At 64.8% G+C, this 14,238-nt stretch carries 13 protein-coding genes; 9 read left to right on the top strand and 4 right to left on the bottom strand.

All coding sequences use genetic code 11. From position 1 onward, the window contains the following. Nucleotides 1–31: 31 nt before the first annotated feature. Nucleotides 32–1,984: a M13 family metallopeptidase gene (locus B5520_RS06095; protein WP_079596171.1), complete on the bottom strand. Its 1,953-nt coding sequence runs from the start codon at nucleotides 1,982–1,984 to the stop codon at nucleotides 32–34. A 251-nt stretch (nucleotides 1,985–2,235) separates the two neighbouring features. Between B5520_RS06095 and leuA the strand changes: the two genes are divergently transcribed. The 3 genes from leuA (at nucleotide 2,236) to B5520_RS06080 (ending at nucleotide 5,669) form a co-directional block, all read left to right on the top strand. Continuing rightward, nucleotides 2,236–3,975, top strand: coding sequence for a 2-isopropylmalate synthase (leuA, locus tag B5520_RS06090; protein ID WP_079596170.1), 1,740 nt, complete (start codon nucleotides 2,236–2,238; stop codon nucleotides 3,973–3,975). A gap of 87 nt (nucleotides 3,976–4,062) precedes the next feature. Continuing rightward, on the top strand, nucleotides 4,063–4,815 hold the full coding sequence (gene recO, locus B5520_RS06085; RefSeq protein WP_079596169.1) for a DNA repair protein RecO: 753 nt from the start codon (nucleotides 4,063–4,065) through the stop codon (nucleotides 4,813–4,815). A gap of 2 nt (nucleotides 4,816–4,817) precedes the next feature. Then, complete coding sequence (locus B5520_RS06080) at nucleotides 4,818–5,669, top strand: isoprenyl transferase (protein ID WP_079596168.1); 852 nt, start codon at nucleotides 4,818–4,820, stop codon at nucleotides 5,667–5,669. Nucleotides 5,670–5,698: 29 nt separating this feature from the next. Here the strand turns inward: B5520_RS06080 and B5520_RS06075 are convergent, their stop codons facing one another. Beyond that, on the bottom strand, nucleotides 5,699–6,682 hold the full coding sequence (locus B5520_RS06075; RefSeq protein ID WP_079596167.1) for an alpha/beta hydrolase: 984 nt from the start codon (nucleotides 6,680–6,682) through the stop codon (nucleotides 5,699–5,701). A gap of 76 nt (nucleotides 6,683–6,758) precedes the next feature. Between B5520_RS06075 and B5520_RS06070 the strand changes: the two genes are divergently transcribed. Then, a complete protein-coding gene (locus tag B5520_RS06070) occupies nucleotides 6,759–7,829 on the top strand; it encodes a quinone-dependent dihydroorotate dehydrogenase (RefSeq protein ID WP_079596166.1) in 1,071 nt (356 codons plus the stop codon). A 104-nt stretch (nucleotides 7,830–7,933) separates the two neighbouring features. Here the strand turns inward: B5520_RS06070 and B5520_RS06065 are convergent, their stop codons facing one another. Then, nucleotides 7,934–8,536: a DUF3043 domain-containing protein gene (locus tag B5520_RS06065; protein WP_079596408.1), complete on the bottom strand. Its 603-nt coding sequence runs from the start codon at nucleotides 8,534–8,536 to the stop codon at nucleotides 7,934–7,936. Nucleotides 8,537–8,625: 89 nt separating this feature from the next. Here B5520_RS06065 and B5520_RS06060 point away from each other — a divergent pair, with 89 nt between their 5' ends. The 5 genes from B5520_RS06060 to B5520_RS06040 all read left to right on the top strand — a co-directional run bounded on the left by B5520_RS06060 (nucleotide 8,626) and on the right by B5520_RS06040 (nucleotide 13,827). After that, nucleotides 8,626–10,083 carry a dipeptidase gene (locus B5520_RS06060; RefSeq protein ID WP_079596165.1) on the top strand — a complete coding sequence of 486 codons (1,458 nt, stop codon included), beginning with the start codon at nucleotides 8,626–8,628 and terminating at the stop codon, nucleotides 10,081–10,083. A gap of 162 nt (nucleotides 10,084–10,245) precedes the next feature. Then, nucleotides 10,246–10,632 (top strand): HesB/IscA family protein, encoded by a 387-nt coding sequence (locus tag B5520_RS06055; protein ID WP_079596164.1) that lies wholly within the window; start codon nucleotides 10,246–10,248, stop codon nucleotides 10,630–10,632. 186 nt (nucleotides 10,633–10,818) lie between these two features. Beyond that, entirely contained in the window at nucleotides 10,819–11,691 is an 873-nt protein-coding gene (gene coxB / locus B5520_RS06050; protein WP_079596163.1) for an aa3-type cytochrome oxidase subunit II, read from the top strand. A gap of 10 nt (nucleotides 11,692–11,701) precedes the next feature. Beyond that, nucleotides 11,702–13,429 (top strand): aa3-type cytochrome oxidase subunit I, encoded by a 1,728-nt coding sequence (ctaD, locus tag B5520_RS06045; protein ID WP_079596162.1) that lies wholly within the window; start codon nucleotides 11,702–11,704, stop codon nucleotides 13,427–13,429. Next, nucleotides 13,426–13,827: a cytochrome c oxidase subunit 4 gene (locus B5520_RS06040; protein ID WP_079596161.1), complete on the top strand. Its 402-nt coding sequence runs from the start codon at nucleotides 13,426–13,428 to the stop codon at nucleotides 13,825–13,827. The genes ctaD and B5520_RS06040 overlap by 4 nt, the downstream gene beginning before the upstream one ends. Nucleotides 13,828–13,929: 102 nt before the next feature. Here the strand turns inward: B5520_RS06040 and B5520_RS06035 are convergent, their stop codons facing one another. Continuing rightward, nucleotides 13,930–14,223: an HPr family phosphocarrier protein gene (locus B5520_RS06035; RefSeq protein ID WP_079596160.1), complete on the bottom strand. Its 294-nt coding sequence runs from the start codon at nucleotides 14,221–14,223 to the stop codon at nucleotides 13,930–13,932. Nucleotides 14,224–14,238: the final 15 nt, after the last annotated feature.

The raw sequence follows: 14,238 nt of genomic DNA, 5'->3' as shown, positions 1-14,238 counted from the left end.
CGGGCCCCGATTCAGTTGTTCTGCTTGACTGTCACCAGATGCTGACGCGCTCCGCCGGCGGCATCCACATGGCGTCCTCTCCGGTGACCTCAAAGGCCTCGTGGAAGGCGTCCAGGTTCTTCACGATGGCGTTCGTCCGGAACTCGTTGGGGGAGTGGGGGTCCGTGGCAAGCCTGCGGATTGCCTCTTCCTGCCGGATCACCTGGCGCCAGCCGGCGGCCCACGAAGCAAAGAAGCGCTGCTGCCCGGTGAGCCCGTCCAGGACCTCGGGTTCCTGGCCGTCCAGGCTGATCTGGTAGGCCTTGTACGCGATGGCCAGCCCGGCCAGGTCGCCGATGTTCTCGCCGAGCGTGAGCCGGCCGTTGACGTGGTGGTCCGGCGCCGCGGTGGGTGCCAGTGCATCGAACTGGGCCACCAGTTTCGCGGTGAGCTGCTCGAACGCCTGGCGGTCCTCCTCCGTCCACCAGTTCCGCAGCGTGCCCCCGCCGTCGAACTGGGAGCCCTGGTCGTCGAAGCCGTGGCCGATCTCGTGGCCAATCACGGCGCCGATGCCGCCGTAATTGACGGCGTCATCGGCGTCCGCCGTGAAGAACGGGGGCTGCAGGATGGCCGCCGGGAACACAATCTCGTTCATCATCGGGTGGTAGTAGGCGTTGACCGTTTGCGGGGTCATGAGCCACTTGTTGCGGTCCACCGGCTTGCCCACCTCGTCAAGGTGCCGGTCGACGTCGGCATTATGGGCCCGCTCCACGTTGCCCAGCAGGTCGTCTGGATCAATCTCCACCGCGGAGTAGTCAATCCATTTATCGGGGAAACCGATCTTCGCCCGGAACCCCTCCAGCTTCCGGAGGGCCTCCGCCTTGGTGTCCTCACCCATCCAGCCCACGTCCGTGATGCTGCGGCGGTAGGCTTCGATGAGGTTGGCCACCAGCGTCTGCATCCGGGCCTTGTGGGTCTCCGGGAAATGCCGGGCGACGTAGATCTGGCCAACGGCTTCGCCCAGGGCTGCCTCCACAACGGCCACCCCGCGCTTCCAGCGGTCCTTGTTCCGGGGCGTCCCGCTGATGGTGGTGCCGTAGAACGCGAAATTCGCGTCCACGAAAGCGGAGGACAGGTAAGGTGCCGCTGCGCTGATGACCCGCATGGCCAGCCACTCCTGCCACGTGGACAACGGCTCGGACTCGACGAGCCCCGCCGCGCCGGCAAAGAAGTCCGGCGTGCTCACCACAATTTCCTGCCGCTTGTCCGGTTCGATGCCGGCGGCGTCGAACCAGGTGGCCAGGTGCGGGAACAGTGCAAATGCTTCCTCAGCCGTTTTCAGGTTGTAGGTCTTCTGCGGATCCCGGAGGGTGACGTTGTCCCAATGGTGCGACGCCAGCTTTGTTTCGAGCCCAACCACCCGTCCCGCCGCGCCTTCCGCATCCGCCACGTCCGCCAACGCGAGCATGGTCTGCACATGCGCCGTGTACGCGGAGACCATGGGGGCGAACTTCTCTTCCCGGTAGTACGACTCGTCAGGAAGTCCCAGGCCGCCCTGTCCCGTGTACAGCAGGACGCGGTCCGGATTCCCGGCATCCGGGGCAGGGTAGATATAAAAAAGACCGCCCACGTCGGAGCGGAACAGCCGGCCGGCCAGTGCTATGAGATCAGCGGTGGACGTGGTGGCGAAAACCTCGGCGAGCCGCTGGCGGATAGGCTCCATGCCTTTGGCCTCCACGGCAGCCTCATCCATGAAGCTGTTGTACAGTCCGCCGATCTTCCGCTCGATTCCGCTGGCAGCATCAGCCTTGGCGGCTGCTTCCTCAATAATGTCGCGGACGGCGATTTCGGAACCGTCCCGCAATGCGGTGAACGTGCCTTCCAATGGCCGGTCGTCGGGAATTTCCGTGGCCTTAAGCCATGCACCGTTTACGTGCTGGTACAGGTCATCCTGCGGCCGGACCGTGTGATCAATGGTGGACAGGTCGATCCCCGAAATGGGCACTGAAACTCCTTTTTGCTGAAGGCCGCGGCCGGTTGGAACACCGGAAGGGTCTGCATGGTGGACTTTACGGACGGTAGTGCCCTTTCATCTTACGCACGCGTGTTACCCTCAAATGGTGCGTGCAGAGCTCCTTCTCCTTAGCTGCCGCGGCGAGGCCTCAGACGCGATCTAGCGCAAGGCCCACCCTCGCTGCGGAGTTTGTGTTGCCCGGCCACCCTTTCAATGAAGATCTCCAGAAAAGGCCCCCAGTAATGCGAAACGCACAAAAGCCCTCAGGAATGCCTGCCCACCGGTACACGCCGTTCCAGGACCAGATCAAAGTCGAACTGCCGGACCGCACCTGGCCGGACAAGATCATTACCAAAGCTCCCCGCTGGTGTGCTGTGGACCTGCGGGACGGCAACCAGGCACTGATCGACCCCATGAGCCCGGCCCGCAAGATGAAGATGTTCGATCTGCTGGTCCGCATGGGCTACAAGGAGATCGAGGTCGGATTCCCGTCCGCGTCCCAGACCGACTTCGACTTCGTCCGCCAGCTCATCGAGGGCAACCACATCCCGGATGACGTCACCATCCAGGTCCTCACGCAGGCCCGCGAACACCTGATCGAGCGGACCTACGAATCCCTGGTCGGGGCCAAGCAGGCCATTGTCCACCTCTACAACTCCACCTCCGTCCTGCAGCGCCGCGTGGTCTTTAACCAGGACGAGGACGGAATCCTGGACATCGCCCTGCAGGGCGCGCGGCTGTGCAAGAAGTACGAGGAAACCCTCGCGGACACGCACGTCACCTACGAATACTCCCCGGAGTCCTTCACCGGAACGGAACTGGAGTATGCCGTCCGCGTGTGCAACGCCGTCGCCGACGTGTTTGAGGCTTCCGCCGACCGGCAGGTCATCATCAACCTGCCCGCCACTGTTGAGATGGCCACTCCCAATGTTTACGCCGATTCCATCGAGTGGATGAGCCGGCACCTGCACCCGCGCGAAGGAATCATCCTCTCCCTGCACCCGCACAATGACCGCGGCACGGGCGTGGCTGCCGCCGAACTCGGCTACATGGCCGGTGCCGACAGGATCGAAGGCTGCCTCTTCGGCAACGGTGAGCGGACCGGCAACGTGGACCTGGTCACCCTGGGCCTGAACCTCTTCGTGCAGGGCATCGACCCCATGATCGACTTCTCGAACATCGACGATGTCCGCCGGACCGTCGAATACTGCAACCAGCTGCCCGTCCCCGAGCGTTCCCCGTACGGCGGCGACCTGGTGTTCACCGCCTTCTCCGGTTCCCACCAGGACGCCATCAAGAAGGGTTTCGAGGCCCTGGAGCGTGACGCCGCCGCGGCCGGCAAGGACGTGGCGGACTTCACCTGGCAGGTCCCGTACCTGCCGGTGGACCCCAAGGACCTGGGTCGCAGCTACGAGGCAGTCATCCGGGTCAACTCCCAGTCCGGCAAGGGCGGTGTGGCCTACCTGCTCAAGAACGAACACAGCCTGGACCTGCCGCGCCGTGCCCAGATCGAGTTCTCCGGCGTCATCCAGAAGCGCACGGACACCGTGGGCGGCGAAGTCAGCGGGGCCCAGCTGTGGCAGGTCTTCCAGGACGAATACCTGCCGTCCGGCAAAGCTGACGGGCAGTGGGGCCGCTACTCCCTGGGTGCCGTCAAAACCGAAACGGACGACGACGGCGGAATGACGCTTCACGCGTCCCTCACCGTTGACGGTGCGCAGGTCAGCCGGACGGGCACCGGCAACGGACCCATCGCCGCGCTGCTGAGCATCCTGCGGGAGGACGGCGTGGACGTCCGGGTGCTCGACTACAGCGAGCACGCACTCTCCGAAGGCGGCAACGCGATGGCCGCCGCCTACGTGGAATGTGCCGTGGGGGAGCGGGTTCTGTGGGGTGTGGGCATCGATGCCAACACCAGCATGTCGTCCCTGAAGGCCGTCATCTCCGCCGTGAACCGCGCCATCCGCGACGCACAGTCCTGATGCCCTTCCTGCCGTGCCGCCGGGTCATCCCGGCGGCACGGCAGTGTCCGGCAGCCGCACGCCCGGAGGGGATGGGAAGATAAAAGCGTGGCCCAACAGTCTTTCGCCTCCCGCGCGTACCGGGACGACGCCGTCGTGCTCCGCACCCATAAGCTGGGCGAGGCCGACCGCATCATCACGCTGCTGACCAAGCACCACGGCCAGGTCCGGGCGGTCGCCAAAGGCGTCCGCCGCACGAGCAGCCGGTTCGGTGCGCGGCTGGAACCCTTTATGGTCGCTGACCTTCAGCTGGTGTCCGGCCGCACCCTGGACATTGTCACCCAGGCCGTCGCCAAGGGGGCCTACGGCGGAAGCATCGCCGCTGACTACGGCCGGTACACCGTGGCCGCGGCCATGACCGAGACCGCCGAGAAGCTCACAGACGCGGACGGCGAATCCGGCACTGCGCAGTACAACCTGCTGGTAGGGGCCCTGGCCGCCCTGAGCAGGAATGAGCACGCCGCCGGCCTCATCCTCGATTCCTACCTGCTGCGGGCGCTGGCCACCGGCGGCTGGGCGCCCAGTTTCACCGACTGTGCCCGCTGCGGGCAGCCGGGCCCGCATACCGCGTTCGCCGCCCCGCTCGGCGGCATGGTCTGCAGCGGATGCCGGCCTCCGGGATCGCCCGCGCCCGCACCTGAAACAGTGGTACTGCTGGCAGCCCTGCTCACGGGCGACTGGCCCACCGCGGACGGATCGCTGCCGGTCCACCGCAAGGAGGCGGCAGGCCTGGTGGCGGCCTACCTGCAATGGCACCTCGAACGAGTTCTCAAATCCCTCAAGCATGTGGAGCGTAGCTGACAGTGGCCCTGGGCAAAAAGACCAACACATCCCGCCGGCGCACCCACCCGGTGGTGGCCCCGTACCCGCATCCGTCCGGCGCCGTGGCGCCAACCATTCCTGCAGAGTTCATCCCGCGGCACGTGGCCATCGTTATGGACGGCAACGGCCGGTGGGCCAACCAGCGCGGACTGCCGCGGATCGAAGGACACAAAGCCGGCGAACCCGCGCTGCTGGACGTCATGGCAGGGGCCATCGAGCTCGGGATTGAGTACGTCAGCGTCTACGCCTTCTCCACCGAGAACTGGCGGCGGTCGCCCGAGGAAGTCCGCTTCCTCATGGGATTTAACAAGGATGTGCTGCGCCGCCAGCGGAACCAGCTCGACGAATGGGGAGTGCGCGTCCGCTGGTCCGGCCGCCGGCCCAAGCTCTGGGGATCAGTCATCCGCGAGCTGGAGGAGGCGGAGGAATTCACCGCCGGAAACAGCACCTGCACGTTGACCATGTGTGTTAATTACGGCGGCCGCGCGGAGATCACGGACGCAGTGTCCGCAATCGCAGCCGAGGTCGCAGCGGGAAGGATCAAGCCCGGTGCCATCACCGAGCGGACCATCCAGAAATATCTTGACGAGCCGGACCTTCCCGACGTGGACCTCTTCCTGCGCAGCTCGGGGGAACAGCGGCTGTCCAACTTCCTGCTGTGGCAGTCCGCGTATGCAGAGTTCGTGTTCATGGATACCCTGTGGCCTGACGTCGACCGGCGGACCCTGTGGGCTGCCGTTGAAGAGTACGCCCGGCGGGATCGCAGGTACGGCGGCGCCGTGGACGCTGCGAAGCCCGTTGGTGCCGCCGCGGAAAGCCCGGCCACGCCCTAGCTGCCCCTCGTGCGTACGGACGGTATTCCTTATCGCCCGTCGGCCGGGTCCTGGTCCCCGTAGGCTTTGAGCCAGCGGGCCAGGCGGGCATACGCGTCGGCACGGACTGCGGCGGGGGAGAGGAACACGTCGTGCAGGGCGCCGTCGATCCGCTCTACGGTAACGGTGCGGCCAAGGGTAAGCGCCCGTGCGCCAATGACATGCACATCAAGCACGGCGTCGGTCCGCCGCATCTCCTCAGACCAGAAAAGTCCGTTCGCACTTCCGCGGGACAGCAGGACGAGGATGGGCACCCCTATATCCAGGCCGCGGGCCACGCGGGCATGGCCGGCCAGCACCGCGTTCAGCCACCCGGCCCGCACGGGAAAGGCCATGGGCGGGCGGTACCGTTCATCCAGGGCCCATTCCCCGTCAGCGGCGCTGCTGATGGTGCGCCAGTAAAAGCCCCGCTCCGGCAGCCGGAGCACAGCCTCGGGACGGAACCGGGCTACGGGTCCCACCATGCCGGAAGCCGCCAGCCGCACCAGGGTGCTCCCGTGCATCTCCAGCCATGGGCTGTTGAGGATCAGCTGTGACACCGCGTCCGGGTGTTTGCTGGCCCACAGGACCGCCACCAGTCCGCCGGTGGAATGCCCCATCAGTGTCAATGGCCCCGGTCCGCCCTCTCCGCTGATAAGCCGGCACACCACGTCAATTTCCGCGTCGTAGTCCGCGAGGTTTGCAACGTACCCGCCCGGGTCTTCAGGGCGCAGGCTCCGGCCGTGGTTGTGCATATCCAGCGCATAGAAGTCATAGCCTGCGCCGGACCAGAAGCGCGCCAGGTCCACATTGAAGAAGTAGTCGCTCCAACCGTGCAGGAAAAGGACTGCCCTGCGGGCCTGCCGGGCCGAACCTGAGTGGTTCGCAGGGCGGAACCGGACCAGCGTCGCCGTCCGCTCCACGCCGTCGTCCCCGGCGGCCACAAAGGCGCGGGACTCGAACTCCTCACCCAGGATGTCCGGCTGCCACTCCATGGCTTCATGCTAATCCGGCAAAGCATTTGGTCTGTACCATTTTGGTCTGGGACGCCGGAGACGGAAGACTGGTGGCATGCGCGTTTATCCCACTTTCTTCAGGCTGGCCTTTTCATGGATGGACGCCGAGCGCGCCCACACAATCGGGTTCAAAGGCATCCGGTTTGCGCATGCCTCCGGCGCCGGCAAGGTCCTGCAGAAGCTGACGGCACCTGCGCCGTTCCTGCAGACCACCGCCTTCGGTGTCACCTTCCCGTCGCCGTTTGGCCTGGCTGCCGGCTTTGACAAGGAAGGGCACGGCATCGAAGCCCTCACCGAGCTGGGCTTCGGCCATGTGGAGGTAGGAACGATCACCGGCCAGGCCCAGCCGGGAAACGAAAAGCCGCGGCTCTTCCGCCTGGTCCAGGACCGTGCCGTCATCAACCGGATGGGATTCAACAACGACGGCGCCTACACGGTGGCACCCCGCCTGAAGGCTGCCCGGGCGGCGCTGCAGCGCAGGCACTGCGGGGTTCGGCCCGTGATCGGGGTCAATATCGGCAAGACCAAAGTGGTGGAGCTCGCCGACGCGGTGGACGACTACCTCGTCAGTGCCCGCAGCCTCGCCCCTGCCGCCGACTACCTGGTGGTCAACGTCAGTTCCCCGAACACTCCCGGCCTGCGGTTGCTGCAGGATGTGGAGACCCTGCGGCCCCTGCTCACCGCAGTAGGTGAAGAGGCTGACCGCGCAGCGGGGCGCCATGTGCCGCTGCTGGTGAAGATCGCGCCGGACCTGAGCGACGAGGATATCGACGACGTCGCGCGCCTCGCCCTGGACCTGAAGCTGGACGGCATCATCGCAACCAATACAACAATCGCCAGGGACGGCCTCACATCCCCGGCCGAGCAGGTGGAAAAGTGCGGCGCCGGCGGACTCTCCGGAGCGCCCCTCAAGCAGCGCTCCCTGGAGGTCCTGCGGCGCCTCAAGGAAGCAACCCGCGGCGAACTGACCCTCGTGGCCGTGGGCGGTGTGGAAACAGCACAGGATGTCCAGGAACGGCTCGACGCCGGGGCAACACTCGTCCAGGGTTACACGGCATTCCTCTATGAGGGACCATTCTGGGCAGCCCGGATCAACCGCCAGCTTGCGAAAAACCGCCGGTCCTGACCTCGCAGGAGCAGCGGGGTCCCGCGGCTCCTTAAACGACTAACCCCGGCGGTTCATACCGCCGGGGTTTGCTCATTGTTGTTGGTGTGGATGGACTCGACGAATCAGGCCGGGTACTGTCCGCGCTTGACCTGGGGCTTGGGCAGACGGAGCTTGCGGAACTGCAGCGAGCGCATGGAGCCGTACCACACAGTGCCGCGCTCCACTTCGCCGAACTTTTCAGTCAGCCGCCTGCGGAGTTTGCGGGACAGGATGAAGACGTCGATGAAGACGGCCAGGAACATCACCCAGAATCCGCCCAGGACATAAATCATGAGGTCGCTGGACGCCGGCACCACCAGCGACACCAGGACAAAAACGAGCGCGCCGAACATGAGGTACTCGCCCAGGCTGAAGCGGGCGTCCACGAAATCACGGGCGAAGCGCTTCTGCGGGCCCTTGTCACGCAGGGGGAGGAATTTCTCATCACCCGTATCCAGTGCCTGGCGCATCTTTTGCCGCTGGTCCTGGATAGCCTGGCGCTCAGCCGCCTTGGACGCCTTGCGGTCCTCCGGCACCAGTGGACGCCTGCGGGCCGCCTCCTGCGCCCGGCGGGTGGGAGTCGGGGCGCCCTTGCCCGTCACGCCGCCTTGCCGCGCTGCCGCTTCCGCCGCCTGCTGGTCTACTGATTCCTGCGCCGAAGGCGCTTCCTTTTTACGTCCGAACACCACAACAGAATACCTTGCGGGCGAGCAGGAAATGCCTGTTGGGCGGCGCTTCCGCTGGAGGCGGATGTGACGGGAGTAATGTTTCCGCCATGACTTCATCGCCGACGGCCACCCCGCACAACTCCAGCGGCCCCACAATCCCGGGCCTTGACGAAAGCTCCTGGACGGCAGACCTCAGGAACTCCATTGACCGCTCCTTCGACAGCACGCTGAGCCGGCTCAAGGAGCTTGTTGCCATCCCGGGCATCGCCTGGCCCAGCTTCGACAGGGCGCCGCTGGAAAGGAGCGCGGAAGCCACTGCGGAACTGCTCCGCAGTGCAGGCCTGGACGGGGTGCAGATCCTGGCGTGCAACAAAGCGGACGGCACCCCGGGCGGTCCCGCCGTCGTCGCCCGCCGCGCCGCCGCGGCGGGCAAACCCACCATCCTTTTGTACGCCCACCATGACGTCCAGCCCGCAGGGGACGAAACGCTTTGGGAATCGAAGCCCTTTACTGCCGTGGAAAAGGACGGCAGGCTGTACGGCCGCGGCGCAGCGGACGACAAAGCTGGCATCATGGCACACGTGGCAGCCTACGCGGCTGTTTCCGAAGTCCTCGGGGATGCGCTTGGCCTGGGCGTCACCTTCTTCTTCGAAGGGGAGGAGGAAGCCGGTTCTCCCACTTTCCGCCCGTTCCTCGAAGCCAACCGCGAGCTGCTCCGCGCCGATGTTATTGTCGTTGCCGATTCCAGCAACTGGAAAGTGGGCATACCCGCACTTACCACCAGCCTGCGCGGGCTTGTTGACGGGGTCATTGAGGTCCAGGTGCTGGAGCATGCCGTCCACTCCGGTATGTACGGCGGCCCCGTGCTGGACGCCCCCACCCTGCTTTCCCGCCTGATTGCCACCCTGCACGACCACGAGGGCAACGTCGCCATCGAAGGACTCGTGGCAACGGACAATGCCACAGTGGACCTGCCGGAGGCGGACTACCGCGCCGATGCGTCAGTGCTCGACGGCGTACGCCTGGCAGGGTCAGGCAGCATCGCCTCGCGCCTTTGGACCAAACCGGCGCTGTCCATCATCGGGTTCGACGCCCCGGGCGTCGACGTCGCATCCAACACCCTCCTGCCCCGTGCGCGCGCCAAGTTCAGCCTGCGGCTGGCTCCGGGACAGGTCCCGTCGGAGGCCATGGAGGCGGTGCGCCGGCACGTGGAGGCCAACGCGCCCTTCGGCGCGAAGGTCATATTCACGCCGGGGGAGAGCGGCAACCCGTTCCAGACTGACACGTCCTCGGCGGCTGCCACTGTGGCCATGTGGGCGCTGGGTGAAGCGTGGGGCGTGCCCGCCGTGGAGACGGGGATCGGCGGTTCCATTCCCTTCATCGCCGACCTGCTGGAGCTCTATCCGCACGCACAGATCCTGGTCACGGGCGTGGAGGATCCGGATTCGCGCGCACACAGTGCCAATGAGTCCCTGCACCTTGGCGACTTCCGGAAGGCAATCCTGGCCGAAGCCCTGATGCTGGCCCGCCTTAACAGGGACGGGCTTCAGGGTTCCGGGGCCTGAAAAAACCGTCTGCGGGAACAACCGGTGGCCTTCCATGGTTACGTGAGGAGTTAGAGCTACACGGCTGTCCGACGTAGCATGTAGCTATAGCCCATACCCAATCCGTAGGGGCTGGCACCGCCAAGGCGGAGCCGCCAGGACCCGTCCTAAGAAGGTAGGCCAATGAGCACCGCAACCAATGAGAACAGCACCGAAACCACCAGCGCTGCCGGCGAACTGCCGGTCCACGAGGTCAAGCTGACCGACGTCGCCGCAGGCAAGGTCCGCAGTCTTCTCGAGCAGGAGGGCCGGACGGATCTGCGCCTTCGGGTTGCCGTGCAGCCCGGCGGCTGCTCCGGACTGATCTACCAGCTCTACTTTGACGAGCGGCTCCTCGACGGGGACGCCGTCCGCGATTACGACGGCGTCGAAGTCGTGGTGGACAAGATGAGCGTCCCGTACCTCAGCGGCGCCAGCATCGACTTCGAAGACACCATCTCGAAGCAGGGTTTCACCATCGACAACCCGAACGCCGGCGGCTCCTGCGCCTGTGGAGATTCCTTCCACTAGGCCGGTTATTTCGCCCGATGCCGGCGCCGTGTCTCCTGCCATCAACATTGGCTTGGGGGCACGGCGCCGACATGTGGGCGAAACGCCCGGCGGAGCGGTAAGCTCTACACCGAGTAGTAAAACTTTTAGTGTGCCCGGGGCGCCGATGGCTGCCCGGACAACAGCAACAAGTAGGAAGGGCCGTCTGTGAGTTCGCAGAACCGAACCGGCAGCCGACGCAAAACGATCACAACGATCACAGGCTTGGCTATTGCCGGCGCGTTGGTTTTGACCGGATGTTCGCCAGAGGTAGAGAAAGGGTGGCTGCCCACTGAGCGTGGCACCACCAGCAACACCGACCGCATCATGGACCTCTGGGTCAACTCATGGATTGCCGCCCTGGTCGTGGGCATCATTACCTGGGGCCTGATCGTCTGGTGCCTGGTGGCCTACCGTCGCCGCAAGGGCACCGTCGGGTTCCCGCGGCAGACCAGCTTCAACCTGCCCCTGGAAGTCTTTTACCTGACCATCCCGCTGTTCATGGTCCTGGTGTTCTTCTACTTCACCGACCGCGACCAGCAGGCCATTGATGACCGCTCCCAGCCCGCCGACGTCGTTGTTGACGTCCGCGGCAAGCAGTGGGCCTGGGACTTCAACTACAAGGCCGGCGACGTCATCGAAGAAGACGTCCACGAGGCCGGCGTCCAGGCGCACCTCACCGGAAACACCATTGACAAGGAACAGCTCCCCACCCTGTACCTGCCGGTGAACAAGTCCGTTGACCTGGAACTGAACGCACGCGACGTCATCCACTCCTTCTGGGTTCCCGCCTTCCTTCAGAAGCGCGACATGATCCCGGGCAAGACCAACTACATCCGGTTTACCCCCACTAAAGAGGGCACCTACGACGGCAAGTGCGCCGAACTCTGCGGCGAGTACCACTCCGAAATGCTGTTCCGCGTCAAGGTAGTGTCGGAATCTGAATTCCAGGCCCACATGGACGGGCTGAAGGCAGCCGGCAACACGGGCCTCCTCGGTGTGGAGTACGACCGCAACCCGAACCTGAACGAAATTAAGTAAGGGGAGCGACGTGGCTACGTACACTCAATCCGCACCCACCGGAGTCCTGACGGCTCCCGTGGTTCCTAAATCCAAGGGACGCATCGTCGTCAACTGGATCACCTCCACTGACCACAAAACCATCGGGTACATGTACCTGATCGCATCCTTTGTGTTCTTCTGCCTCGGCGGCGTCATGGCGCTGCTGATCCGTGCCGAACTTTTTGAGCCCGGCATGCAGATCCTGCAGACCAAAGAGCAGTACAACCAGCTGTTCACCATGCACGGCACCGTTATGCTGCTCATGTTCGCAACCCCGCTGTTCGCAGGGTTCGCGAACGTGATCATGCCGCTGCAGATCGGCGCCCCGGACGTTGCCTTCCCGCGCCTGAACGCCCTGGCGTTCTGGTTCTTCCTGTTCGGCTCCAGCATCGCCGTCTCCGGCTTCATAACCCCGCAGGGTGCTGCCTCGTTCGGCTGGTTCGCCTATGCGCCGCTGTCCAACACCACGTTCAGCCCCGGCATCGGTGGCGACCTGTGGGTGTTCGGCCTGGCACTGTCCGGCTTCGGCACCATCCTCGGTGCGGTCAACTTCATCACCACCATCATCTGCATGCGCGCCCCCGGCATGACCATGTGGCGGATGCCGATCTTCACCTGGAACACCCTGGTCACGGCCATCCTGGTCCTCATGGCGTTCCCGCCGCTGGCCGCAGCCCTGTTCGCCCTTGGCGCGGACCGGCGCTTCGGTGCTCACATCTTCGACCCCGAGAACGGCGGCGCTGTCCTGTGGCAGCACCTGTTCTGGTTCTTCGGCCACCCCGAGGTGTACATCATCGCGCTGCCGTTCTTCGGCATTGTGTCCGAGATCTTCCCGGTCTTCAGCCGCAAGCCGATCTTCGGCTACAAGGGCCTGGTCTACGCGACCATCGCCATTGCAGCCCTGTCCGTGACGGTGTGGGCCCACCACATGTACGTCACCGGCTCCGTGCTGCTCCCGTTCTTCGCGTTCATGACGATGCTCATCGCGGTACCCACCGGCGTGAAGTTCTTCAACTGGATCGGCACCATGTGGCGCGGATCGCTGACCTTCGAGACTCCCATGCTGTGGAGCATCGGCTTCCTCATCACGTTCCTCTTCGGCGGCCTGACCGGCATCATCCTGGCCTCCCCGCCGCTGGACTTCCACGTGTCCGACTCCTACTTCGTGGTGGCGCACTTCCACTACGTGGTGTTCGGCACAGTGGTGTTCGCGATGTTCGCCGGGTTCTACTTCTGGTGGCCCAAGTGGACCGGCAAGATGCTCAACGAGCGTCTCGGCAAGATCCACTTCTGGCTCCTCTTCCTCGGCTTCCACGGCACGTTCCTCATCCAGCACTGGCTGGGTGTCGAAGGCATGCCCCGCCGGTACGCCGACTACCTCGTGGAGGACAACTTCACCTGGATGAACCAGTTCTCCACCGTGGCGTCCTTCGTCCTGGGTGCTTCACTGATCCCGTTTTTCTGGAACGTGTACATCACCTGGCGCAGCGCCGAAAAGGTGCAGGTGGACGATCCCTGGGGCTTCGGTGCCTCACTCGAGTGGGCCACGTCCTGCCCGCCGCCGCGCCACAACTTCACCTCCCTGCCCCGGATCCGTTCCGAGCGTCCCGCCCTGGACCTGCACCATCCTGAACTCCGCCAGGTCCACACCGTTGAATCCCCGGCTCCTGCAGCCCAGGCGCTGGGTAACGCCGACCAGAAGGACACCTCACAGTGAAAATCGAATCTTGGATCTTTGGAGCCGGAGTCTTCTTCTTTGTCCCGGTAGCACTGGTTTACGGTTTCCTGACCAACTGGGGCGAATGGGTAGGCATCCTGGGCATCCTGCTGGTGGGCGGCCTCGCCGGCATGATCGGCGGATACCTCGGCTTCACCGGCAAGCGCGTCGGCTTGCGTCCCGAGGACCGCAGCGACGCTGAAATCCACGAAGGCGCCGGCGAACAGGGTCACTTCAGCCCCTGGAGCTGGTGGCCGCTGGTACTTGGCCTCGCCTGCGCAGGCGGGTTCCTTGGCCTGGCTGTCGGCTTCTGGATCGTCTACATCGCGGCCGGTCTGGCTGTTGTAGCCCTCGTAGGCTGGGTCTACGAGTACAGCCGCGGAGACCACGCCCACTAGGCAGCAGATAGCAAACAACGACGTCGGGCCCCCACCTAAGGTGGGGGCCCGACGTCGTTGTTGTTTATGCCCGCTCTGTTTTTATCTGAAGCCCAGTTCCGTCTACAGCGCGCCCTGCGACTCCAGGAGAACGGCAAGGCCCCGGAGGGCATCTTCCGCCTTTTCGCGGCTTACAGCCCCGTTCAGGGCGTTCTCGCTGATGCCCAGTTCCACCTCGCACCCGTGCTGGAAGTCAGCAGTCATCACGTGAAGCAACGACCGGGCGTCCACGCCGTTGATACCGGCTTTGGCGATCGTCACAGGAAGCCCGGTGTCGGTGACGGCCCGGACAAAGATGGCTGCCGGCCGTGCGTGCAGGCCGACGGAGGCCGTGACCACGGCCTTGTGTGTTGGCAAAGGGGACTCCTTCGT

The sequence above is a fragment of the Arthrobacter sp. P2b genome (assembly GCF_900168295.1).
GTDB lineage: Bacteria > Actinomycetota > Actinomycetes > Actinomycetales > Micrococcaceae > Arthrobacter.
The sequence above is the reverse complement of the archived record's forward strand: the minus strand, read 5'-3'. Positions and strand labels throughout refer to the sequence as shown.